Raw genomic sequence first — 21,567 nt, forward strand, 5'->3', positions numbered from 1 at the left:
CTGCTCCTGTATTCGCGAGTGACCTTACTGTCGAACATGTGAGTATCAACGATCACCTCGCCAGTGTCAACCCGTCATAGCGGTCAGGGCACGCACAACGGAGTTGTGCGTGGCGCCGCACCCATCCATCCATCCATCCAGTCCATCCATCCATCCATCCATCCATCCACTCTTGCGTCATTCCATTATTCCATCATTCCCTCGCCGCGTGCTTTGGCGTAGACTGTGCGTCAATGAATGTGATCGCACATGGCGTGGATATGGTGCCGACCGGGCGGCTGCAGGAGGCGATCGATCGCCACGGGCAGCGGTTCCTCGAGCGGGTGTTTACGCCGCTGGAGCTGGCATATTGCGACCGCCGTCCGGCGCGGAAGATTGAGCATCTGGCCGGGCGGTTCGCGGCCAAGGAGGCGGTCTTCAAGGTGCTGGGCACCGGCTGGACCAACGGGATCGCCTGGACGGACGTCGAAGTACGCAATGCGCCCTCGGGGCAACCGGACATCTATCTCAGCGGACGGTGCGAGGAAGTCGCCCGCGCCCGCGGGATCGGGCGGATCCTGATCTCGATCAGCCACGTCGAGACGCACGCCATCGCCTCGGCGATCGCCCTGGCGGATGAGGGCGGGGAAAAGCCGTAAGCTACGAAATAGTCTTCCTGAGCTATGGGAACAAACGCCCCGACATTCTTTCTCTCCGCCGCCGAAGCTAGCGGCGACCATCACGCCGCCGGCCTGATTCACGCCCTGCGCCGACGCGTGCCCGACGCGCGGTTCATCGGCGTGGCGGGGCGGCAGATGGCCGAGGCCGGCTGCGAGGTCGTCGTGGACCTCGCCGCCCAGGCGACGATGGTGACCGGACCGTTCTCCAGGATCGGCTATTACGTCCGGACGGTGCGGCGGCTCAAGAAGCTCATCGCCGAGCTGAAGCCGGACGTGTTCATTCCCGTTGATTCGCCGGCGCTGAACTGGCACCTCTCTGCCGCCGCCAAGGCCGTCGGTTCGCCGGTGGTTCATTACGTCTGCCCGCAGGTGTGGGCGTGGGCGCGATGGCGCACCAAGAAACTGTGCCGCCTGACCGACCACGTCGCGTGCCTGCTGCCTTTCGAAGCGCGGTACATGCAGCACCGTGGCGTGCCGGCTACCTTCGTCGGACACCCGCTCTTCGACGACCTGCCCCCACGCCCCGAGCCCATGCCCGACCTGATCGAGGCCTGGGCCGACGAGTCCTGGCGGGTCGCGCTGCTGCCCGGATCGCGCATGGGCGAAATCCGCACGCACATGCCCGCGCTGCTGGCGGCCGCCGATCTGATCCACCAGCGACACCCTGACGCCCGCTGCCAATTCCTGGCCGGCGACGAAAAAGCCGCCCAGGCCATCGCCGCCACGGCCAAGGACCGCCAGCTCGACATCGTCGTGGGGCGCACCAGCGAGACGATCGGGCAGTCGCATTTCGCCGTGGCCGTCAGCGGCACGGTGACGCTGGAAGTGGCATACTACGGCGTGCCGATGGTGATCTTCTACCACGTCCCCAAGCTCAACTGGGAGCTGGTGGGGCGGTGGATCGTCCACACGCCGCGGCTGTCGCTGGTGAACATTCTCTCGCCCAACGGCAGACCGGTGGTGCCCGAGCTGATGCCCTGGCATGGAAACATCGCCCGCGTTCTGGACATGGTGCTGGAGATTCTCGAAGACCTCGGAAGCATGGTCGAGGCCCGGCGGCGCCTGCTCGAGACGGTCGAGCCGCTGCTGCCGCACGGGACCACAGCGGCAGACAACGCGGCCGATCTGGTGCTGCGGGTGCTTAACAACAGATCCTAGATCCTAGGTCCTAGATCCTAGAAGACAACAACAGGTCCTAGATCCTAGGGGAACTGCGCGACACGCGAACGGGCTGATCCATTTCTCTCCAGGATCGAGGATCTGTTCTTTTCTTTCCTCCCTAGGATCGAGGACCTAGGACCTAGGATCTTGTTCTTCCCCTAGGACCGAGGATCGGTTTTACGGCTGCCAGTATTCCCGGGCATTTTCCGGCAAGGTGGGGTCCAGATTCTGCGGGCTTAGCTGCCTGACGGTTCCGTCGCGGAAGAGGACGTTGAGCAGTCCGCGGTGGCGGGCGAAGGAATAGTCAGGGGCGGACCACTGGGGGTCGCTGGTTTGCACTACCAGTTCGGAGTAATCCATCGCCAGGATGTTGCCCGAACGCAGGGTCGCGCCTGAGGCCACGGTCGGGTTCATGCCGTAGCTGACGAAGTAGCGGGGCTTGGCGGCTTCGATGGCCGCCTCTTGCGCGTCGCGTGCCGCCGAGGCAGAGGGCGGCTCAGGGACAATGGTCGCATCCGTGGCGGCAATGAGGATTTCCCATTGCCCCATGGCTTTGCCGTTCTTGCTGGTGTTGCGAAGCTCCACGGTCATGTTGGCCGAGGTGATGGTCGACGCTTGGGTAATGTCGAGGCCGACGAGCTGTCCGTTGATGGTGATGGTGGTAGGCCCCTGGGGCTTGACCTTGACGATGCCGGCCGGGCCGCTGTAATAGACCATGCTGTTGCGTTCGATCACGCCACAGGGGGTCTGCATCCAGAAGGAATTAGCGTCGCAGTTGTCGGGGTTGATTTCGATGCACATGTTGGTGGTCATCCACGGCGCGGGTGCCCCGGGCACCGGGTCGGAGAGGGTGAACTCGCGTCCGCCCTCGGGGCAGCGGAGGATGCCCTTTTCATTGGTCTCCTTCAGAGCGGAGAGAATCCAATGCGTGGTGTCGGTGAAAGCCGCCTGGCGGCCCCGCTCGAACTCGCGCATCTGGATTCCGGGCACCTGGCCGATCCGGGCAAGATTGTTGGCGCAGATCGCCAGGCGCGTTCGCGAGAGGATGTCGCCGGCGGTCGTGGCGCCTAGCAGCGATAGCGTAGACGTAACCGCGAGCACCACCAGAACTTCGATCAGGGTCATTGCGGTCTTGGCAGGGTAAAGGGGACGAGGGCGACTCTGGGCGGGGCGGGCCGGCCTGGAAATATCTCGCGCGACCATCGGGGCTCCCTTCCGGCATGAACAAGCATGCGCAAAAAACGAACATCAACGCATCACCGGCGACTGACCATCTTCAGGAGTATCGGATTTGAAAGCGGCGCGAGATGAGAGAATCTGGTAAAAATCGTCCGAAATATGCGGCTGGCAAAAAAAAAGGTGATTGGCGGGGCCATGCCACTATCCTGGTTGCCAGTAAGCGAAGTTCTCGGCCATGGCGGGGCTGACTTCTTCGGGCGCCAGCACATGCACTGAACCGTCGCGCAGCAGCACATTCAGCAACCCGCGGTGCCGGGCAAATGGGTACGTCGGCATCTGCCAGTCCGCATCGCCCGGCTGAACGACGAGGTGTTCGTAATCCATCGCCAGAACATTGCCAAGGCCAAGGCCCGAAGTGTTGACAACGTTGGGATTTACCCCATAGCTGACGTAGTACGTCGGCGCCGCCGCTGCCGGGGCGGCCTCGACCATGCTCGGCGACGGGCCGGGCGTGATCTTCGCGTCGGTGGCCGCAATCTCGACAACCCAGGCGCTGGAGGCCTTGCCATTGTTGCTGGTGTTGTAGAGACTCACCGTGATCGAAGTGCCCGTGACGGTCGTGGCGGTGTGGTAATCGAGCTGCATCGGCTGGCCGTTCAAGAGCACCTCGGTCGCCCCCTGCGGCGTAAACTGCACGCTGCTGGCCGGGCCGCTATAGGCCATGATGTTCTTGCGGTCGATGGTGCCCGAGGGCGTGATCATTTCAAATCGTTTGGGGTCGGAGTTGGAGGGGCTGATGTCGATGGCGATTGTCCCCGAAATACTGTACAGCGGGGCTGCGGGCGGCCGGTCCGATATCGAAAAATAGTTGCCCCCTTCCGGGCAGCGAAGAATCGCCGCGTCCTGGGCGTCTTGCAGGGTCATCAGAATCCATCGCTCGGCGGTGCTGAAAGCGCCGCGGACGCTGGGGTCGAACTCCCTCAACTGCAGCCGCGGCGACTGGGCGATCTTGTTCAGATTGTTCGCGCAGGTGACGCGGTGGGCCGTGGAGCGGATGTATCCGGCCGTCATGCCAGTCAGCGTGGCCAGCGTGGCCACGATCGCCATGACGATCAGCAGTTCAACCAGCGTGAACGCGGCGACAGCGCCGCGATGTTGAGCGCGCGTCCCCATCTTCTCCCCTTTGAGAACGTGAATCCCCGGCCGCGTCTTCTCCTGAACTTCACCTGCGGGGACAATCATTGTCCTGGCAGGCTCACGAGGTGCTGACGGTCCAGGCCGCCAGAAACGCCTGCAGCGACCGAGTGTCTCCAGAAGACTATATGCCCGCCCGCGGCGGCAACCAAATCCGCCCGACCGCCATAATGACGGGGGATCGTGGCAAGGCCCCGCTGCCACGCACTCGCCCATGATGCTCAGCGCGCCCATGGCGACCCGCTGAACAACGCGTGTCGCCATGCCACCCGGGCCGCTTCAGTTTCCATCTCAGGGCCCTCTGTGCCTCGGTGGTAAGCTTCTCTTCAGCAAAATTCCCCCACAGGCCGATCCAAAATGACGCCGAAGGTGTTACAATGTTCCAAACGTGAGCCCGCCGGAGCGGGACCGCAAGAGCACCAAAGGAGCGAAGCGTGAACGAGTTTCCTCGCACTGAAGTCGGCGGCATTTCTGTTTCCAGAATGATCATCGGAACCAACTGGTTTCTCGGCTGGTCGCACACGTCGGCCGCTCGCGACAAACTCATCGGCGAAACCCAGACGGCCTCGAAGGTGGCCGACATCATCGAGGTGTACCTCAAGGCCGGCATCGACACGATCATGGGCTTCGCCCAGCGCGACGTTCAGCACCAGGCCGTCCAGGAAGCCCAGCAGCGCACGGGCAAGAAGATGATCGTGGTCTCGACCCCGGCCGTGCCCGTCGACGACAACCAGGCCTCTCGCGACGAGGCGCAGAAGATTTTCGACATGGAGAAGCAGCGCAACGTCGACATCGTGCTGCCGCACTCGTCGAGCATCGACCGCCTGGTGGACCGCCGCCTGCGCAAGGTGCTGCTGATGGACGAATACTCCAAGATGATCCGCCAGCGGGGCATGATCCCGGGCATGAGCACGCACACCAACGAGGCGCCCATCTACGCCGACGAGAGCGGCCTCGACGTCGACACGTACATCCAGATCTACAACGCCGCGGGCTTCCTGATGCCGCTTGAGGTCGACTGGGTGCAGCGCATCATCTGGGGCCTCAAGAAGCCCGTCATGACGATCAAGCCGATGGCGTCGGGCCGCCTGCATCCGCTGGTGGGTCTGGCATTCTCGTGGGCGACGCTGCGTGACGAAGACATGGTCACCGTCGGCACGCTGACGCCCGACGAGGCCAAGGAATGCATCGACATCTCAATGTCGGTCCTGTCCCGCCAGGCCAACACCGTCAAGCTCCAGCGCACAAGGTCGAAGTCAACCGTCGACGGAAAATAACGGGTTCCGACAGGGCTTACCACAGACGCGCAGAGACCATTGAGGATCGCAGCAATGCGGTCCTCTTTTTATTGGCGGCTTATTACCACAGAGGCACAGAGATCACTGAGAAGAAGAACGGACACGCCGACAAGATTCTCTTTGCGGGCATATTCAACGACCGTAGCGTCGTCTGCACGATCCAGCCCTATCTCGCGAACGTGAACCGATTGATGCCCAAGTTCATGCAGGGTCTGGCCAATAGCCTTGGCCATGTTCATGTTCAGGAGGAACCGCATCAGGCGGCAGGCTCCTTGAGTTCCAGTACGCGTTCAGCCGTCACCCATGCTGCGTATGCCAAGGCCTGACGGATATCCTCCGGTTCGAGTTCGGGCCATTCGTTCAGGATGTCGGCTTGTGACATACCGCCAGCAAGGTAGGCAAGAACGGAATGCACGAGACAGACAATTCATTAGCTGACCGTCGATCCCGGCGGGACTTCTTTTTCCGGGCCCAGCACCACCACGTCCAGCAGCGGCGCCTCGCCGGTGGCGGGGTCGGCGGGGCCTCGGGCCGAGGCGGCCAGCAGCATTCCCTGCGATTCGAGCCCGCGCATTTTGCGCGGGGCCAAGTTCGCCACGACTACAATTTCACGCCCGAGCAAGGCCTCGGGGCTGTAGTACGCCCGGATGCCGGCCAGGATCTGGCGCGTCTCGCTGCCCAGGTCCACCTTGAGCACGACGAGCTTGTCGGCGTTGGGGTGTGCGGCTACCTCGACGACCTTGCCGATGCGCAGGTCCAGCTTGGCGAAGTCGTCGTATTCGATCGTCGGTTTGGGCGTCGTCGGTGCGTCGGACATAACGGGCCTTTCAAAAAACAGCAGCGGTTCGTGTTCGGCGTAGTGTAGGCGCGGCGGGGTGGATGCTCAAGCTTGTTCCCCGCGGCCGCCGATAAACAAGCGGAAGAGTGGAATGATGGAAGAATGGAATAGAGGAAGAATGAACGCGTATCCGTTTCACTTCGAGCCCATCTACCACGACAAGATCTGGGGCGGCGGAAATCTGCGCCGGCTCTTCGGGCGAACACTGCCTGCCGACAACATCGGCGAGAGTTGGGAATTGGCCGATCTGGAGCAGGGCGTCAGCGTCGTCGCCAACGGGCCTGCCGCTGGGACTTCGCTGACGGACTTGACGCGGCAGATGGGGCGCGACCTGCTCGGGTCCGCGGCGGCCTGGCGCGACGGGCGATTCCCGCTGTTGCTCAAGCTGCTCGACGCCAACGACATCCTCTCGCTCCAGGTACACCCGGACGAGCGGGCGGTGAAGGAAATCGGCCCGCCCGCGGCCCTGAAAACCGAGTGCTGGTTCGTGCTCGATAGCCGCCGCGGCTTCATCTACAAGGGCGTGGCGCCCGGCGTGGATGCAGCCGCCTTCCGCAAGGCCATCGAGACCGACGCGTGCGAAGAAGTCTGCAACCGCTACGACGTGGCGGTGGGGGACTTCCACTACCTGCCCGCCGGCACGGTGCATGCCCTGGGCGCCGGCGTCGTCGTGGCCGAGGTGCAGACGCCCTCCGACACAACCTACCGCGTGACCGACTGGGGCCGCGGGCGCGAGATCCACGTCGAGCGGTCCATGCAGTGCATTCATTTTGCCCCGCCGCCGGCGCCTTCGCCCGGCGCCGCACCGCCGACGCTGCTGGCGACGCCATATTTCTCCATCGCCCTGCGCCGCATCAGCGGCGGTGGCACCAGGCCCCTGCCCAGCGGCCGCTGCGCGGCGCTGATGTTCCTTGGCCTCGAGGGCAATCTTGAAGTGGTTCACGATGGAACGACCGAGCCCGCCGTATCGGCCCGCGCCGGCGACACGCTGCTGATCCCCGCCGCCCTCAAGAACGCCGCCGTGCGCTGCAGCGCCGGTTGCGCCTGGCTCGAAATCACACTGCCCAACGCAAAGAATACCTAAGTGTGCGGTATCCTTCGGGTGCCGTGGCGCGCAGGGCCGCAGGCCCGGAGAGCCACGATCCCTGACTTCACTGGAGCGCACGTCTGCTCAGTAGCGGCTGGTCGTGGCTGTCGGGCTTCGCCCTCCCGCCACGGCACCCGACTGTCGGCCGCCAACGTCGTCCTCGTCCTTGTCCTCGGTTTTTCCTCTTTCCTCTGTGTTCTCTGTGCCTCTGTGTCGTACTATAAAGCGCTATGCCACAGCGAATTCAAAAAGTGCTCGCCGAAGCCGGCGTCGACTCCCGCCGGGCGATTGAAGAAATGGTCGTCGAGGGACGCGTTCGCGTCAACGGCAAGACCGTCGCCGCCCTGCCGCATTTTGTTGAGCCCGGTGACCGCATTGAAGTCGACGGCCGCCCCGTCCGGTGGGAAAAACGCGAAGAGAAGTTCTACTTCCTCCTCAACAAGCCCAAGGGCGTGGTCTGCACGCAGTTCGATCCGCAAGGCCGCCGGCGTGCGGTGGACCTGCTCGGCGACGTCGGTTCGCGCGTGTACTGCGTGGGGCGGCTGGACATCGAGAGCACCGGGCTGATCATCCTGACCAACGACGGCGAGCTGACCAACCAGCTCACGCACCCGCGTTACGGCGTGCCCAAGACGTACATTGTCGACGTCGAGGGCATGGTCAGCGGCGACAAGATCAACCGCATCAAGTCCGGCGCCATGCACATCGACGGCAAGCGCGTCGGTCCCAGCCGCGTCGGCGTGCTGGCCCGCGACCACAACACCACGTTGCTGCAGATCACGCTCAACGAGTCGCGCAATCGCGAAATCCGCCGGATGCTGGCGATGGTCGGCCACGAGGTCAAACGCCTCAAACGCGTCGCCATCGGCGAGATCACCGACAAGGGCGTCAAGATCGGCAACTACCGCGTGCTGTCGCCGGCTGAGGTGCAGTCGCTGCGCAAGTCGGCCGGTCCCAAGCCCGCCACAGCCGCCAAACCCCGCAAGAGCAAACCCTCCGGCGCCAAACCGTCGGGTGGAAAACCCGCCGGCGCGAAGCCCCGTCCCGACAAAACCGCCGCCCAACCCGCGCATCGCCGAGGCGGCGCCGCCTCCAAACCGCGCCCCGCGCAGCAGGAACCCCGCCCCGCCAAGCGAAGGATCATCCTGCCCCAGTAACGCAAGGCGATATCCGCCGCTTGCGGCTTAGCAGTTTCTTTCCTCTGAGCCTTTGTCCTATCTTGCCCAACTTTAGTGACGTGCTGTTCCATGAAAACGGTTTGGGTGGTTTAGAAGAACATAAAAGCGGCGCCGGTGCCGCCGCACTCCAGGGTCGCCTTGTGGCGACGTGCTTGACGCAGGGGGATTTCGTTGCGGCGGATGAAGCGGGGCCGCGTTAGGGCGGCCGCTGCGCTACCGGTGGCGCTTTCGGGGCGCTCGAGCAGGAGCGGGGGCGGGAGCGGGTTTTTGCGGCGGGACGGGGGCGATGGCGGGGGGCTTGCCGGTCAGGCGGGTGATCTCGGCGGTAAGCTGCTCATTCTCGTGCCGCAGTGCCTCATTCTCATCGAGGCGGTCGCTGATGTCGCGAGCGGTGGGCATGGCCAGCACGACCAGCGTCTCGGCGGCGATGATGCCCAGCAGCCATTTCTTGAGCCGCCAGCTTCCGCGGCGCACGCGGCGGGTGCGCACGCCGCCGACGCGGTGAATGGTCGCACGGGCCTTGGTTTCGTCCATCCCCAGCAGCGCCGCCTCGGCCATCAGAAGCATCTCTTCGTGCGGGTCGAGCTTCCATTTCTGCAGGTGCCCGCGGACGCGCGACTCGAACTCACGCAGCGTCTCGCGGGGCGATATCTGGAGCGGCGCCTCAATGGCCGGGGGTGTCGGCTGCGCCGCCGTGGCGGGGGCGGTCGTCGGGCTCGGCGGCGCCTTGGCGATCGCGGGCGCCGGCGGGGCGGACGCGGGCGTGATGCCCTGCGCCAGATCGTACGCCTTGCGCCGCCGCGGGTCGATGAGGCACCCCCGGGCCTGCGCCAGGCGATTCATCATCTCCTGGACGGATTGGCGCTTCTGGGCGTCGGGGTGCAGGGCGTACGCGTCGAGGCGGTCCATCTGGCGGCGGACAGCCGCCTCGATCCGCTCGGCATCGCCGCACCCGCGAGGCAGACCCAGCAAGACATAATGGTCCGGCGGCCGCGGCCCCGGCGGCAACGCCAGCCACTGCATGTACAAGTCAGGCGAGGATGACATCGTGCTTCCGTTGATACTAGCCGCTGAGGTCGCTGAGGACGCTGAGGAAGGAAAGATGGAATAGTGGAATGATGGAATGGTGGAAGAATGGGGCGGGCAAAATCAAGCGTCGCAGCATCTGCCGTCTTCTGTCATTCCGGTATTCCAAGGTTCCACTCCCACTGCGCGGTATCGTGGCTCTCCGGGCCTGCGGCCCTGCGCGCCACGGCACCCGCAGTCTTCCACTATTCCAACATTCCATTATTCCAACTTCTCATCCATCCATCCATCCATCCATCCATCCATCCATCCATCCCTTCATCCTTCCTCAGCGTCCTCAGCGACCTCAGTGGCTCTACTTCGCGCTGATGACGACTTCGCTGCCTGCCAGTCCATCGGCGTTTGCGAGCAAGCGGATGGTGCCTTTCTTTTCGCTGGCCTTGATGACGACCTGGCAGCGGCCTCGGAAGGCTTTGCGCTGCGGCTGCTGGAAGCTTTCGCGGCTGCAGGGGTTTCCGTTGGAGACCGCGGCGATTGTTCCCGGGCCTTCGATGCTGAAGGTCACCTGATTGTCCGCGCGAGCGTGCATCACGCCGGCGGCGTCTACCACCTCGACATCCACAAAGCACAGGTCCTGTCCATCGGCGGCGAGGGTCGTGCGGTCGGCGTTGGCACGCAGCGCCGCGGGCGAGCCGGCGGTCTTCATCGTCCATCGCGCCTGTTCGCGGCCGCGGGCGTCGAGCCCGACGGCAGTCAGTTCACCCGGCTCGTAGGGCAGGTCCCATTGAGCATTGAAGCGAGTGGCGCGCGAGGTGTCTTTGACGCCCAGATCTCGCCCGTTGAGCGTCAGTCGCACGCGCGGGCAGGATGAGTAGACGTTGATCTTGAGGGTCTGGCCTTCCAGGCCATCCCACGTCCAGCAGGCCTGCTCGTCCCACCAGCCCCAGGGGCCGATCCCGCTGGTGGGGTCCACCTGGCGGACGAAGCACGACACGACGGGCGTGACGCCGAAGACCGCCTCGCGATAGTGCGACGGCGGGCGCCGCCATCCGCAGATGTCGATGTCGCCGCAGTACGCCACGTTCCACGGCCAGGGCGTCCACGTCGGATCGGCCTTGCCGTCCCAGGCGGTTCGGCCCAGGGCCGCCTCGCCGATGTAGTCGTACCCGGTCCAGACGAAGTCGCCGATGACGTAGGGCAGATCGACTGCGGCCATCCAGGCGTCGAAGCACGCGCTCGGGAACGACTCGGTGCCGGCGATCACCTGCCGCGGGCGCTTCTGGTGATCGGTGACGTACCGGTCGATCTTGTAGTTGTAGCCGACCAGGTCCAGCGCGTCGAAGCCCGGCAACAGGTCGTCCCAGTTGCCGATGGGCATGAACGCCTGCGTCACCGGTCGCGAGGGGTCGAGCTTGCGCACGTAGTCGCTCATCACCTCGGTGTACTGCAGCAGTTCGGGCTTGTCCTGGCCGTTGATCTCGTTGCCGATGCTCCAGAAGATGATGCTCGGATGATTGCGGTCGCGGTGGACCATCGAAGCCAGATCGCGAGGCCACCATGCTGCAAAGTACTTGCCGAAGTCGTTGGCGTTCTTGGGCCACAACCACGTGTCGAACGCTTCGTCCATCACCAGCACGCCCAGGCGGTCCGCCGCGTCCAGGAACGCCGGCGAGGGCGGGTTGTGCGCCGTGCGGATCGCGTTGAAGCCGGCGGCCTTGAGAACCTCGACGCGCCGCTCTTCCGCGCGGTCGTACGTGCATGAGCCCAGCGCCCCGTTGTCATGATGCACGCACGCCCCGCGAAGCTTGACACTCTTGCCGTTGATACGCAGGCCCTTCTCCGCGTCGATCTCCACCTTGCGGATGCCAAACGTCGTCGCGATTGAATCGGCCGGTGGCACAGGCTTTCCAGCCTGTGGCCGACTCTGTATCCGCACAGCCTGGAAAGGCTGTGCCCACCTGATTGTGCTGACAAGCTGGTACAGATCGGGCGATTCGGGCGACCAGAGCGCCGGTGAGCGAACCGAGACTGTCTGATCGAAGACGGCTTCGGACTTCGGGGGGATCGTCTGCTTCGCCGTGACCGCGCCGGCTTTCTTGCCGGCGGGGTTCTGCACCAGCGACTCCAGCGTGACCTGCTGCGGTTGATCGCTGTCGTTGCAGACGGTAGTGAGCACGCGAACTGTCGCTGCGGTGCGCGAAACCGTGGGCGTCGTCACGGCGATGCCCCAGGGCTTGACGTGGACTGCATCGGCGGCCGTCAGCGTCACGTGGCGGTAGATGCCCGCCCCGGGATACCAGCGGCTGTTGCGTCCGGAGGCGTCGACGCGCACGGCGATGGTGTTCGGCTCGCCGGGCTTGAGGTGCGCCGTCAGGTCGGCGTGAAAGCTCGTGTACCCGTACGGGTGCTCGGCGACCAGCGTGCCGTTGCACCAGACGCGGCAGTTCATGTACACGCCGTCGAAGGTCAGCCACACGCGTCGCCCACGCCAATTACGAGGCGCCGAGAACGTCTTGCGATACCAGCCCACCCCGCCCAGCGTGAAACCCTGCGAGCCGCCGCCCTCGGCCTGTGAATCGAACGGGCCGCCCCGCACGGCCGGCATGGCCGCCTCGACCAGCCCGCCGACGCCCAAGCCGTCGAAGACGCGGATGGCCACAACGTCGCTGCCGTCGCCCTTGAGCAGCGCCGCGGGCACGTCGTAGACGCGTACCGTGTCGGCGGCACTTTGGTATTGCGGCGGAAAGCTCCCGGTGCCGCCGACCCGCACGCCGTTGACGAACGTCTCGTCGACGTCGTCGATGCGACCGACGGCCATGCGGATGTCTTTGCCCCGCATCTCGACGGGAATCTCGATCCTCCGCCGATACCAGCCGTAGACGTTGTCGTCTTTGTAATCGCTGTGGGTTTCCCAATTGGCCGGCAGTTGGACCTCCTGCCAGGCCGAATCGTCCAGGGCGGGATCTTTCCACGCCATATCGTCGCCCTTATTGAACCGCCACGTTCCACCGCCGATGGCGATATTGCACGACGGCGGCAGGGGGGGCAGGTCTTCGATGCTCCAGTCGTGCGGCAGGTCGACCGTCCGCCAGGACGAGTCGTCAAACGCCGCCGCCGAGGCGTCCGGGGCGTCGTCCTTGAGGAACCGCCAGTCCTTGTCGAACCGCTGAGAGAGGCGAGCAGATGCCCGTGCTGTCTTCGTTGCCGCGCTCGTTCGCTTTGCCATACTGTGCTTGCTCCGTTCAAGCGTCTTCAAATCGGGCTCGAATCGTATCACAGATGTAACCCCGGCCGTCGGAGAAGTTCGCGAAAAGTAAGTGATTACGACTGCCCAAACCTATATTCTGCCGCATTGCAGCACGCATGCGTCGTTGGCGAAAGCTGCGGAGGCAGTCCAATGAAAATACTCAGACGTATCGGCATCCTGACCGGCGGGGGCGACTGCCCCGGTCTCAATGCGGTTATTCGTGCCGTCACCAAGGCCGCCCTGTTCGGCGGCCTGGAGGTCGTGGGCATCCGCGACGGGTATCTGGGCCTGATCGAGGGGCACATGCAGCCGCTGACCTGGCGCGACGTTAGCGGCATCCTGACCCTCGGTGGGACGATTCTGGGTTCGAGCAACAAGGCCAACCCTGCCAAATACGCCGTACCGGACGGGCAGGGCGGCTGGGACATTCGCGATGTGCGCGAGCAGGTCGTCCGCAACGCCGCCGAGGCGGGCCTGGACGCGCTGGTGATTATCGGCGGCGACGGCACGATGAGCGGGGCGGCGGAACTGGTCGAGCGCGGAGTCCGCTGCGTCGGCGTTCCCAAGACCATCGACAACGATCTCTGGGCCACCGAGGTAACCTTCGGCCACGATACCGCCGTGACCACCGCCGCCGAGGCGCTGGACAAGGTGCATACGACGGCCTCCAGCCATCACCGGGTTATGGTGGTGGAGATCATGGGGCGTTACGCCGGTTGGCTGGCGCTGCACGCGGGCATTGCCGGCGGGGCCGACGTGATCCTGATTCCGGAGATTCCGTTCGACCTGGATAAGATCTGCGCGCATTGCCAGTCTCGCCGCCGCGGCGGGCGGGGGTTTACGATCATCGCCGCCGGCGAGGGCGCCATCCCCATCGGCGGGCAGCAGTTTGTCGAATCCATCGTCGAAGACTCGCCCGACCCGATCCGCCTGGGCGGCGTGGCGAAGTATGTGGCCGACGAGATCGAACGCCGCAGCGGCCTGGACAGCCGCGCCATCGTGCTGGGCCACGTTCAGCGCGGCGGCACGCCCACGCCGTACGATCGCGTGCTGGCCACGCGCTTCGGGTACCACGCCTTCCGCCTGCTCCAGACCGGGCAGTTCGGGCGGGTCGTGGTGATGCAGCAGGGGCAGATTACCTCCGTGCCGATTGTCGATGTCGCCAACAAGGTGCGGACCGTGCCCCTCGACAGCGACCTGATCGCCACCGCCCGGGCCGTCAGCACGCACTTCGGCGACTGACCGCCCGCCAGCCGCCGCGACGGCAAGATGATCGGGACGCCCACACGGTCGCCCGGAGCGTTGTTTCGCCGCCGCGGCGGCATTACACTGTTACGTGTTCCGATCGGCCCGGTGGCGGAATGGCAGACGCTAGGGATTTAAAATCCCTTGTCCTTCGGGACGTGTGGGTTCAAGTCCCACCCGGGCCAGTGCGGGGGCTTAGCCATTTGAAAAGATGCCAAGCCGCAAGCGGCGGAACATCTGCTTATCCCACCGGTCTATTTGCTGCCTGGTTGCCATAGCACCAGGATCGCTCCGCCGCCGGGGGCGTCGCTGGGCAGCAGGGTCGCGGTCTGCATCGCGGCCGGCTTGACCTGCAGGCGAAGCGTGTCGGTGCGAGCCATGGACACGGTCTTTTCCATCCATGTGCCGGTCACGCTTACGCCGGCAGTGAGGACGCCGTCAGGGCTGCGGGCCTGCGGGCAGATCAGCACGTCGTAGCCGCTCAGGCCTGTCCCGCTGCGGGCGATGCGGATGCGGTCGCCCGAGAAGGTGTCTTCGACGCTGCAACGTTCAACCACCCATTTGCCATCGGCCGCCCCGGCCACAAGGTCCGCGGGGATGTCTTTGGCGCCGGCAAGGGCGGCAGCCAGCGCGGCGGCGGATTTACCGTCGGGCACCTTCACAATCGCCACGCCCAGCGTCAGCCGCGAAGCCTCCCGCTGCTGGCGCAGCAGCGTCAGCAGATGTTCGATCTTCTTGTGGTTTGATGCCGTCTGGGTGATCACCAGTGTATTGGCATATGCTGCAACCTGCACGTGGTAGGGGTCGTTCCAACTGTACGGCGTGCAGAGCGATTTGATCATGTTGATGAGAGCCTCGACCGGGAAGCCGCCTTCTTCGTCAGAGTTGGATGCTTGGCAATAGTCGATATTGGAGGCGATATTTGAGCCCTGTGTCGTGGGCGCCGAGGGTGGCGTCAGAATCTCCTCCAGTCGCGGCCGCGACTGGCGGACCAGATCCTGCACGTCGTATCGACGGATGACGGTATGCGTGGTGAGATCGTCGCCGGTGGAGACAATGATGAGGTTGCCGTCCTCAGTAAAATCCAGCGCCGCCGAGGCCCCGACACCGTCCAGAACCAGTCGCAGGGCTTGTTCCAGCGTGACGTTGTTCGACTCAAGCGTGACGACGGTGTTCTTGGTTATGCCGGCGGCCGCCAAGGCGTTCCATCGCACATGGATTGATGCGCCTGTCTGATCGCGCAGGCTCTGAAAGACATCCTTCAGGTCAGCATCGTTGAATGTGACGCGAGGCAACAGCTTCTGCAATTGAACTGCCGCGCTCACAGGGGCGCTTGCGCCCATGCTCGCAGGGCGTGTGTCAGCTTGTGGGGCGGGGGCTTGCTGGCCTGCCGCGGGGATCAGCGTGACAGCGGTAGCCGCGGCCATCGCCATCGTCGACCAGAGCCAAATGCCTGTCTTCATTTCGAGTCTCCTGTCTTGGGCCGCCAGAGCACCAGCGCGATACCGACCGGGGCGTCAAGGGGCGTGATGTCCACCAGCCGGCACTGTCCGGCCTGCAATGTAACGCGAGGGGTATAGCTTGCCGCATTCCGTCCTGTCTTGTCCGGCCACGAGGCGCCCAGGGCGATATCAACTTCCACCGCGCCGCCGTGACGCCCTGAAGGGCGCATCACCGCACGATAGGCGGCCGAGCCGGTGCATAGTGAAAGGATCGTGTCATTGACAGCCGTGTGCTCGATGCCGCAGCGGTCAAGCCTCCACGATTGTGCATCGGCCCCGGCCGCCAGCGCCGCGGCAATGTCGCCGCCTTTGGTTAGCGCAGCCGCCAGACGGGTCCGGCTTCGGGTACCGTTGAAATGCACGACCGCCACGCCCAGGTCCAGGGCGCCCGCCTCGTGCGGTGCCCGCGCGGCGGCTATCAATTCCTGCGATCCTTCCATGTCTTGCTGGGGCAGCTTGAGCATGAGCGTCCCTTCCCAGCTCGAACCGCCCTCATCCGAGGCCTCCCAGTCGCCTGTTTGATCGACGATGAGCGTCGGTCGAGCGGGCACGAGCAGGTCATGCACGTCAAGAAAAGCAAGACGCGACGGCGGGGCAGTGTTCCAGTTGGCGTCCCGGATATGCACGATGCTTCCCTCCAGTACGTGGACGGGAGGCCGTCTGGGTTGGGCGACATCTTCGAGAATGCTTTCCAGGGCCTGGGCCACCGTCACGTTGCGCAGGTGCAGATTCACCGGGGTATCTTCGTCGATCGTGAGCTGATTGTAGTGAGCGAAGATGCTTAAGCCGGAATAATCCTGCAGCCATTGAATCGCATCTTTGAAAGGCATCTTCTCCAGGTCGACGCCGGCGATGTTCCTTGCCAGTCGCGACTGCGGCGTTGGCCCTGTCGGCGCCGCGGCCGGAGCCCGCGCGGGCGGCGGGGCAGGCGGGCGGTCATGCCACAGGGCCAGCAGGAACCCGCCCCCGGCGCCGGCGGCCGATGGGGTCAGGTCGATCACCCGCACGCGCTGGCGCGGCAGCAGTTGCCGATACGTATTGCTCAGGCGCATCGCGCCATCTTTGCCCATAATCGTGCCGGAGCAGGCGGCGGTGAATTGAAGGCACTCGCCGCGCCAGCAGTCGGCCCGCAGCAATATCTTGTAGCCTGTCGCGGGCGGAGCCTGGGGCCGCTGGGTATCGCTCTTGGCCAGGGGCGCTGCGGCGCCCCGAGAGGCCGCTATCTCTTGCCCCAGGTACGCCGGGGCCAGGGAAAGGTATTCGATGGTCCAGTCGCCCCGCGCGCGGCCGGCGTTGATGGCACCCTCGAGATCGCGCGCCTCCTGGAGCTTCGCCGTCAGGTCTGCCCGCCGCCGCCCGTCGGATACCCGAAGCACCGCTGCGCCGAGCTTCAGCCGCGAGCGGGCCATCCCGCCGCGCAGACCCGCCAGCACCTCCTGCACCTGTCGGTGGCGATTTGCCGGCTGGCGCATCACGAAGCTGCTCGATGAGGCGTGTCGAACGACCGTGCCGCCGCTTTCGATGTCAGCGGCTGGCCGAAGCGCCAACTCCAGGCTGTACAAAGAGGCGGCCGGCTCGGTCGACGGCGGCGACATGTTGTTGGTGTATGGCCCCGACAGGCCGCCCAGTAACCCCCACCTCGGTTGTGAAGACATGTTCCCGAAGCCCGACAGAGGCCCGCACAGCAGATCGGCCACGTCGTACACTCTCGTGTAGACCGAACTCGCCGCGCTGTCGTCAGCGGGCAGCACGACCAGATTTCCGGCGGCGTCGATGTCGAACGCAACGGGGCCGGCATAGTTGTTTTCAAACAACAACTGCAGCGCGTCGCGCGCCGCGACGTTCTGGAGCGAGAGACAGACCTTCGCATCAGGTTTCGCCATGATGCGATTCCATCGCACGCGGATGCTGACGCCGATGGTCTTGCCTATGGCGGCAACGGCATCTTTGAGGGTGATGTCTTTGAGATCGATTTGCGCAATCGTCTTATCCAACTGCGAGATCATCGCCCGCTGCCGAGGGTCATCGCCCGGGTACGCCTGCTGCGCCGCCGCGGCGTGTGCCATCAGCACGAGCACCGCGACGGCCGGGATGGTCATTCGAACGGGCATGGGGTTAAGGCGTCCTTTCCCGCCAGAGGATCAGGACCACGCTGCCGCCGGCGGCGTCGGGGGGTACCAGTTCCACGATCTCCGCCGCGCGCGCCGCCAAACGCAGGCGGGCGCTGTCGCTGCGGGCAACTGCGCCGCTCTTGGTCTGCCACTGCGATTTGAACACGGCCGTGGCTTCCAGCGTCTGCCCGTCGCGCCCGGCCAGGTGTACCAGCACGTCGTAGCCGCTCTGGCCTTGACCGAGCCAGGACGTGCGTATCTTGTCGCCGACAAAACTGTTCTCGATGCGGCAGCGGTCAAGCGTCCACTTGCCCTCCTGTGCCCCGCCCGCCAGCATCGCCGACATGTCCTTGCCCGCCGCGGCGGCCTGGAGCAGTTCGCGCCGGCCTGCGGCGTCTTTCATCCGCACGACCGCCACGCCTAAGTGCACCCGCGCGGCCTCGCGTGCCTGGCGCAGCGACTCCAGCAGTCTGGCAATTGCCTTGTGCGTTCGGGAAGTCTGCAGAATCACCAGCGTGGTGTCCGCCATGGTAATGGACGTGTTCCCCTGGTCCCACGAGGCTGGGTTGACCGTGCTCTTGATCAAGTCGACCAGTCCGGCCGCGGTGAGGACAGTGTCGTCAGCCTCCTCAGCCAACCTTTCGTCGCGCACAGGGACTCTGTTTTCCCCGCCGGCTTGAACGGGGTGAGGAACGTCTGCAATGTGATTCAGTCCTTGCTTTCGCTTTGGCGGCACGAGCGCCTTCGTCAGGTCGCTTCGAGTGGCCGAAAGCAGATCGCCTGCAGGATAGTTCCTGAGCGTGGTTCGCGTGGCCAGATCATCCCGCGACGAGATCGTGATGATGCCGTCGTCCTCGGCCCAATCCAGCGAGTCCGGGTTTTCCAGACTTTCGAGAATAAGCCGCAGCGCCTTTTCCACCTCCACGTCCTTGACGTCCAGATAGACCAGGGAGTCTCTCTTGATCCCTGCGCCCGCCAGAGCATTCCACTTGACCACAATGTTTACGCCGCTTACGTCGCGGAGAAACTGGATGACCTCGTCAAGCTCAATGCCTTCGAAGTGCAGTTCCTTGATTCGCTCCTTCATGATCTTGTCCAACCGCTCCGCCGCCGTGCGGGCGTCGTGGGCCTGCTCCTGCGTCGCCGGGGCAGAAGTTGCCGCCAGAGCCGTAGCGGCAGGGGGCGGATCTGCCGCAGCCCATGCCGCCGCGCATAACATCGTTGCAACCAAAAGATGGAATCGACCAGTCGCCCCGGAAACGTTCCTTGACAGGAGGCATCTTGCAGCCATCGCAGTTCCCCTTGCAGCAGCAGGACCCATCGCCAGCCCCGGCGGGCGGACTGGCGCTATTATACAACCGCCCTAAACGCCAGACTATTATGCAGCACTTTTAGTATGAGACGCCAGAAGCTGGAAGTTTCTTTTGAGTTATTCCAAAAATTCTGTCTTCAGTTGCCGCCGCGGGTCCTTGGTAGCGGCTGGAGGATCCAGGTCAGGGCGATACCGTGGATGGCGGCTGCGGTGGCCCCGGCGCAGGCCAGGCCGATCAGCAGGGCGACGGCGGGTTGTTGCCCGGAAAGCAGCACGATCAGCAGGAAGGCGCCGAACCCTGCCGGGGCGGCCAGGGCGTTGAGGGTGATCCACCAGGCGGCCCGGGCGGCGTGGCGGCGGAGGATCAGCCACTGGAAGAACCCCGTCGCCAACCCAAGCAGCGCCAGCCAGGTCAGCAGCGGAATCTTTTCGGCATGCACGACGGCGCCGGCTGCCAACCACGCCGCCACGAGAGCCCCCGTCGCGACGCAGGCGCCGACCCACGCCCGCCAGCGCACGGCGGGAAACTTCTTTCGCAGGACGACCCATTGCAGCAACCCCATGATCGCCCCGCCGACCAGCACGCCCAGCGCGAAGCCCGTCTCCGTGTGAGCGGCCATCAGCGGCGCGCCGACCGCACCGCCGATCAGGGCCGCCAGCGTCAAGGCCACGGCGTTCATCGAGATCCACGACAGGTACAGCGTCCCCGGTCGCAGCCCCATGGGCGGCCGCTTCGGCTCGACGGCAAAAGGACGTGGCATCTCGCCCATCAGTGTGCCTCGCAGGGTCCGGTGTACTCAGGATTCGGCTGCGGGATCTTCGCGTCAACCTTCGCCAGCCACTGGTGCAGCATCTCCCGCAGGCGGTTGGCGATGTCGGGCCTGGCGGCCGCCAGGTCGTGTTCTTCGCTGACATCCTCGCGGAGGTTGTAGAGCTCGACGTGCCGGTCTTCGTAAAATTCGATGAGTTTCCAGTCGCCGCAGCGGACGGAGCATCCGGGCGTTCCGCCCTGGTTGCCGTAGTGCGGGTAGTGCCAGAAGATGGCCTCGCGGGGCAGGTCGCCGCCGCGCAGCAGCGGGGCGAGGCTCACGCCGTCGGTGTGCTGCTGCGGCAGCGGGGGCAGGCCCGCCATCTCCAGGATCGTCGGGTAGAAGTCCGGGCTGGTGATGGGCGTCGTGCAGACGCTGTCGGGGCGGGTGACGCCCGGCCAGCGCACCAGCAGGGGGGCTCGCGTGCCGCCTTCGAACATCCAGCCTTTGCCCTCGGCCAGCGGGGCGTTGCAGGTGGGGCTGCCCTCGCTGGTGGCCAGGCCGCCGTTGTCGCTGGTGAAAAACACGATCGTGTTGTCGGCGATGCCTTCCTCGTCCAGCGCCGCCAGGACGCGGGCAATGTTCTCATCGAGATTCTGCACCAGGCCTGCGTAGGCGACATCGGACTGGAACAGCCGCCGCTTGACGGGGCGATTCTCGCGCCCGACGACGTGGTGCATGCGTCCCAACTCGAACCACTGCTTTTTGTCCAGCCCCAGCGAGGCGGCCTTGGCGGCGTACTTGTCGAGATACCGCTGCGGGGCCTGGATCGGCGTGTGGACCGCGTAGTGCCAGAGGTTGAGGAAGAACGGTTTGTTGCCGCGGTTGCGAATGAGCTTGACGGCCTCGTCGGTCAGGCAGTCGCTCAGGAACGTGCCCTCGGGGGCCTCGGGCATGTTGGGCAGCTTCCACGGGGCGAAGTACCCGCTCATCGGACAGCCGATGTCGCTGCCGCCGATGTTGACGTCGAAGCCGTGATGCGTCGGCCAGTACGGCTCCTTGCCCAGGTGCCACTTGCCGACGTGCCAGGTCTGGTATCCGCCGTCGCGCAGAGCCGCGGCGACCGTGTGCTCGCTCAGGGGCAGTTGCCTCACGTACGGCGCCTCGATGACGCGGCCCTTCATCGGGTGCATCCACCCGCCCCAGTCGATCCAGTCCGTCACGCCCAGCGCGGCAGGGTACTTGCCGCTCATGATGCTCGCCCGCGTCGGCGAGCACACCGGGCAGGCCGCGTAAGCGTCGGTAAACCGCATTCCCTGCTGGGCCAGCCGGTCGAGGGCGGGGGTCTCATAAAAGCTGCTCCCCTGGCACCCCAAGTCGCGCCAGCCCAGGTCGTCGATAAGGATGAACAGAATATTCGGCCGTTTTGTGCAAGGCATGTGCGCGACGATACCGGCTGAGGGCAGCGGAGTCAACGCGAGGGCACATGTTGAACTGTCAAATATTCTTTGACAGTTGCCCCCGAGTGCCTTTCGCCTGATTCAGCAGTGACGTTGTGGCGATGAACAGGATGCCGAGCCTTTGCGTATCAATCATGTCGTGACGAGACCGTCTTCGGGTTTGATGCCAAAACGGGGAGCAGGGGCGAGACGCCCCTGCGACTCATGGGCGGGACGCCCATGCTACGGGAATCTCATTGAAATGTGTTGACCCGGCGCAGAGAATAGCCATTCCCGTTGCGCCGCAAGACGGTCGACCCCGCAGGCGCGGCGGGAAAGGGT

17 protein-coding genes and 1 tRNA gene are annotated in these 21,567 nt (G+C 64.8%); 8 read left to right on the forward strand and 10 right to left on the reverse strand.

Translation table 11 applies throughout. The features are described from left to right. The first annotated feature begins 233 nt into the window (after window positions 1-233). Together acpS and lpxB are read left to right on the forward strand one after the other, a co-directional pair. A complete protein-coding gene (acpS, locus tag ABFD92_13930) occupies window positions 234-638 on the forward strand; it encodes a holo-ACP synthase (protein ID MEN6505637.1) in 405 nt (134 codons plus the stop codon). Between the two features lie 24 nt (window positions 639-662). Beyond that, window positions 663-1,817: a lipid-A-disaccharide synthase gene (lpxB, locus tag ABFD92_13935; protein MEN6505638.1), complete on the forward strand. Its 1,155-nt coding sequence runs from the start codon at window positions 663-665 to the stop codon at window positions 1,815-1,817. Window positions 1,818-1,997: 180 nt separating this feature from the next. Here lpxB and ABFD92_13940 read toward each other — a convergent pair whose 3' ends face one another. Together ABFD92_13940 and ABFD92_13945 are read right to left on the reverse strand one after the other, a co-directional pair. Continuing rightward, entirely contained in the window at window positions 1,998-2,945 is a 948-nt protein-coding gene (locus tag ABFD92_13940) for a hypothetical protein (protein MEN6505639.1), read from the reverse strand. Window positions 2,946-3,200: 255 nt separating this feature from the next. Next, the gene (locus ABFD92_13945; protein ID MEN6505640.1) at window positions 3,201-4,172 is read right to left on the reverse strand and encodes a prepilin-type N-terminal cleavage/methylation domain-containing protein; all 972 of its coding nucleotides are present in this window, start codon (window positions 4,170-4,172) and stop codon (window positions 3,201-3,203) included. A gap of 455 nt (window positions 4,173-4,627) precedes the next feature. On the opposite strand from ABFD92_13945, the gene ABFD92_13950 reads away from it, so the two are divergent. After that, window positions 4,628-5,470, forward strand: a complete 843-nt coding sequence (locus ABFD92_13950) for a hypothetical protein (protein MEN6505641.1) — start codon at window positions 4,628-4,630, stop codon at window positions 5,468-5,470. A gap of 71 nt (window positions 5,471-5,541) precedes the next feature. Continuing rightward, window positions 5,542-5,817: a hypothetical protein gene (locus tag ABFD92_13955; protein ID MEN6505642.1), complete on the forward strand. Its 276-nt coding sequence runs from the start codon at window positions 5,542-5,544 to the stop codon at window positions 5,815-5,817. A gap of 104 nt (window positions 5,818-5,921) precedes the next feature. Here ABFD92_13955 and metG read toward each other — a convergent pair whose 3' ends face one another. Next, the gene (gene metG, locus ABFD92_13960; GenBank protein ID MEN6505643.1) at window positions 5,922-6,308 is read right to left on the reverse strand and encodes a methionine--tRNA ligase subunit beta; all 387 of its coding nucleotides are present in this window, start codon (window positions 6,306-6,308) and stop codon (window positions 5,922-5,924) included. 139 nt (window positions 6,309-6,447) lie between these two features. Here metG and ABFD92_13965 point away from each other — a divergent pair, with 139 nt between their 5' ends. Next, window positions 6,448-7,413 (forward strand): type I phosphomannose isomerase catalytic subunit, encoded by a 966-nt coding sequence (locus ABFD92_13965; GenBank protein ID MEN6505644.1) that lies wholly within the window; start codon window positions 6,448-6,450, stop codon window positions 7,411-7,413. A 233-nt stretch (window positions 7,414-7,646) separates the two neighbouring features. Beyond that, the gene (locus ABFD92_13970) at window positions 7,647-8,573 is read left to right on the forward strand and encodes a pseudouridine synthase (GenBank protein MEN6505645.1); all 927 of its coding nucleotides are present in this window, start codon (window positions 7,647-7,649) and stop codon (window positions 8,571-8,573) included. A gap of 234 nt (window positions 8,574-8,807) precedes the next feature. On the opposite strand, the gene ABFD92_13975 is transcribed toward ABFD92_13970, so the two are convergent. Both ABFD92_13975 and ABFD92_13980 read right to left on the reverse strand, forming a co-directional pair. Then, window positions 8,808-9,641 (reverse strand): DnaJ domain-containing protein, encoded by an 834-nt coding sequence (locus ABFD92_13975; GenBank protein MEN6505646.1) that lies wholly within the window; start codon window positions 9,639-9,641, stop codon window positions 8,808-8,810. A 334-nt stretch (window positions 9,642-9,975) separates the two neighbouring features. Continuing rightward, window positions 9,976-12,846 carry a sugar-binding domain-containing protein gene (locus ABFD92_13980; protein MEN6505647.1) on the reverse strand — a complete coding sequence of 957 codons (2,871 nt, stop codon included), beginning with the start codon at window positions 12,844-12,846 and terminating at the stop codon, window positions 9,976-9,978. A gap of 171 nt (window positions 12,847-13,017) precedes the next feature. Between ABFD92_13980 and ABFD92_13985 the strand changes: the two genes are divergently transcribed. Together ABFD92_13985 and ABFD92_13990 are read left to right on the forward strand one after the other, a co-directional pair. Then, a complete protein-coding gene (locus ABFD92_13985; GenBank protein MEN6505648.1) occupies window positions 13,018-14,109 on the forward strand; it encodes an ATP-dependent 6-phosphofructokinase in 1,092 nt (363 codons plus the stop codon). 105 nt (window positions 14,110-14,214) lie between these two features. Then, window positions 14,215-14,297 (forward strand) — tRNA-Leu (locus tag ABFD92_13990). A 69-nt stretch (window positions 14,298-14,366) separates the two neighbouring features. Here ABFD92_13990 and ABFD92_13995 read toward each other — a convergent pair. The 5 genes from ABFD92_13995 to ABFD92_14015 all read right to left on the reverse strand — a co-directional run bounded on the left by ABFD92_13995 (window position 14,367) and on the right by ABFD92_14015 (window position 21,225). Beyond that, a complete protein-coding gene (locus ABFD92_13995; protein MEN6505649.1) occupies window positions 14,367-15,575 on the reverse strand; it encodes an STN domain-containing protein in 1,209 nt (402 codons plus the stop codon). Further along, the gene (locus ABFD92_14000; protein ID MEN6505650.1) at window positions 15,572-17,725 is read right to left on the reverse strand and encodes a hypothetical protein; all 2,154 of its coding nucleotides are present in this window, start codon (window positions 17,723-17,725) and stop codon (window positions 15,572-15,574) included. Before ABFD92_14000 ends, ABFD92_13995 begins: the two co-directional genes overlap by 4 nt. A 4-nt stretch (window positions 17,726-17,729) precedes the next feature. Then, window positions 17,730-18,944 (reverse strand): hypothetical protein, encoded by a 1,215-nt coding sequence (locus ABFD92_14005; GenBank protein MEN6505651.1) that lies wholly within the window; start codon window positions 18,942-18,944, stop codon window positions 17,730-17,732. A gap of 230 nt (window positions 18,945-19,174) precedes the next feature. Beyond that, window positions 19,175-19,798 (reverse strand): hypothetical protein, encoded by a 624-nt coding sequence (locus ABFD92_14010; protein MEN6505652.1) that lies wholly within the window; start codon window positions 19,796-19,798, stop codon window positions 19,175-19,177. 8 nt (window positions 19,799-19,806) lie between these two features. After that, window positions 19,807-21,225 carry a sulfatase gene (locus ABFD92_14015; protein MEN6505653.1) on the reverse strand — a complete coding sequence of 473 codons (1,419 nt, stop codon included), beginning with the start codon at window positions 21,223-21,225 and terminating at the stop codon, window positions 19,807-19,809. Between the last annotated feature and the right edge of the window lie 342 nt (window positions 21,226-21,567).

The sequence above is a fragment of the Planctomycetaceae bacterium genome, assembly GCA_039680605.1.
Taxonomy (GTDB): domain Bacteria; phylum Planctomycetota; class Phycisphaerae; order SM23-33; family SM23-33; genus JAJFUU01.

Excerpts from the sequence above, each read along its gene's own strand:
- acpS (MEN6505637.1), top strand. The coding sequence starts at position 234 with ATGAATGTGATCGCACATGGCGTGGATATGGTGCCGACCGGGCGGCTG.
- lpxB (MEN6505638.1), top strand. The coding sequence starts at position 663 with ATGGGAACAAACGCCCCGACATTCTTTCTCTCCGCCGCCGAAGCTAGC.
- ABFD92_13940 (MEN6505639.1), bottom strand. The coding sequence starts at position 2,945 with ATGACCCTGATCGAAGTTCTGGTGGTGCTCGCGGTTACGTCTACGCTA.
- ABFD92_13945 (MEN6505640.1), bottom strand. The coding sequence starts at position 4,172 with ATGGGGACGCGCGCTCAACATCGCGGCGCTGTCGCCGCGTTCACGCTG.
- metG (MEN6505643.1), bottom strand. The coding sequence starts at position 6,308 with ATGTCCGACGCACCGACGACGCCCAAACCGACGATCGAATACGACGAC.
- ABFD92_13965 (MEN6505644.1), top strand. The coding sequence starts at position 6,448 with ATGAACGCGTATCCGTTTCACTTCGAGCCCATCTACCACGACAAGATC.
- ABFD92_13970 (MEN6505645.1), top strand. The coding sequence starts at position 7,647 with ATGCCACAGCGAATTCAAAAAGTGCTCGCCGAAGCCGGCGTCGACTCC.
- ABFD92_13975 (MEN6505646.1), bottom strand. The coding sequence starts at position 9,641 with ATGTCATCCTCGCCTGACTTGTACATGCAGTGGCTGGCGTTGCCGCCG.
- ABFD92_13980 (MEN6505647.1), bottom strand. The coding sequence starts at position 12,846 with ATGGCAAAGCGAACGAGCGCGGCAACGAAGACAGCACGGGCATCTGCT.
- ABFD92_13985 (MEN6505648.1), top strand. The coding sequence starts at position 13,018 with ATGAAAATACTCAGACGTATCGGCATCCTGACCGGCGGGGGCGACTGC.
- ABFD92_13995 (MEN6505649.1), bottom strand. The coding sequence starts at position 15,575 with ATGAAGACAGGCATTTGGCTCTGGTCGACGATGGCGATGGCCGCGGCT.
- ABFD92_14000 (MEN6505650.1), bottom strand. The coding sequence starts at position 17,725 with ATGCCCGTTCGAATGACCATCCCGGCCGTCGCGGTGCTCGTGCTGATG.
- ABFD92_14005 (MEN6505651.1), bottom strand. The coding sequence starts at position 18,944 with ATGTTATGCGCGGCGGCATGGGCTGCGGCAGATCCGCCCCCTGCCGCT.
- ABFD92_14010 (MEN6505652.1), bottom strand. The coding sequence starts at position 19,798 with ATGCCACGTCCTTTTGCCGTCGAGCCGAAGCGGCCGCCCATGGGGCTG.
- ABFD92_14015 (MEN6505653.1), bottom strand. The coding sequence starts at position 21,225 with ATGCCTTGCACAAAACGGCCGAATATTCTGTTCATCCTTATCGACGAC.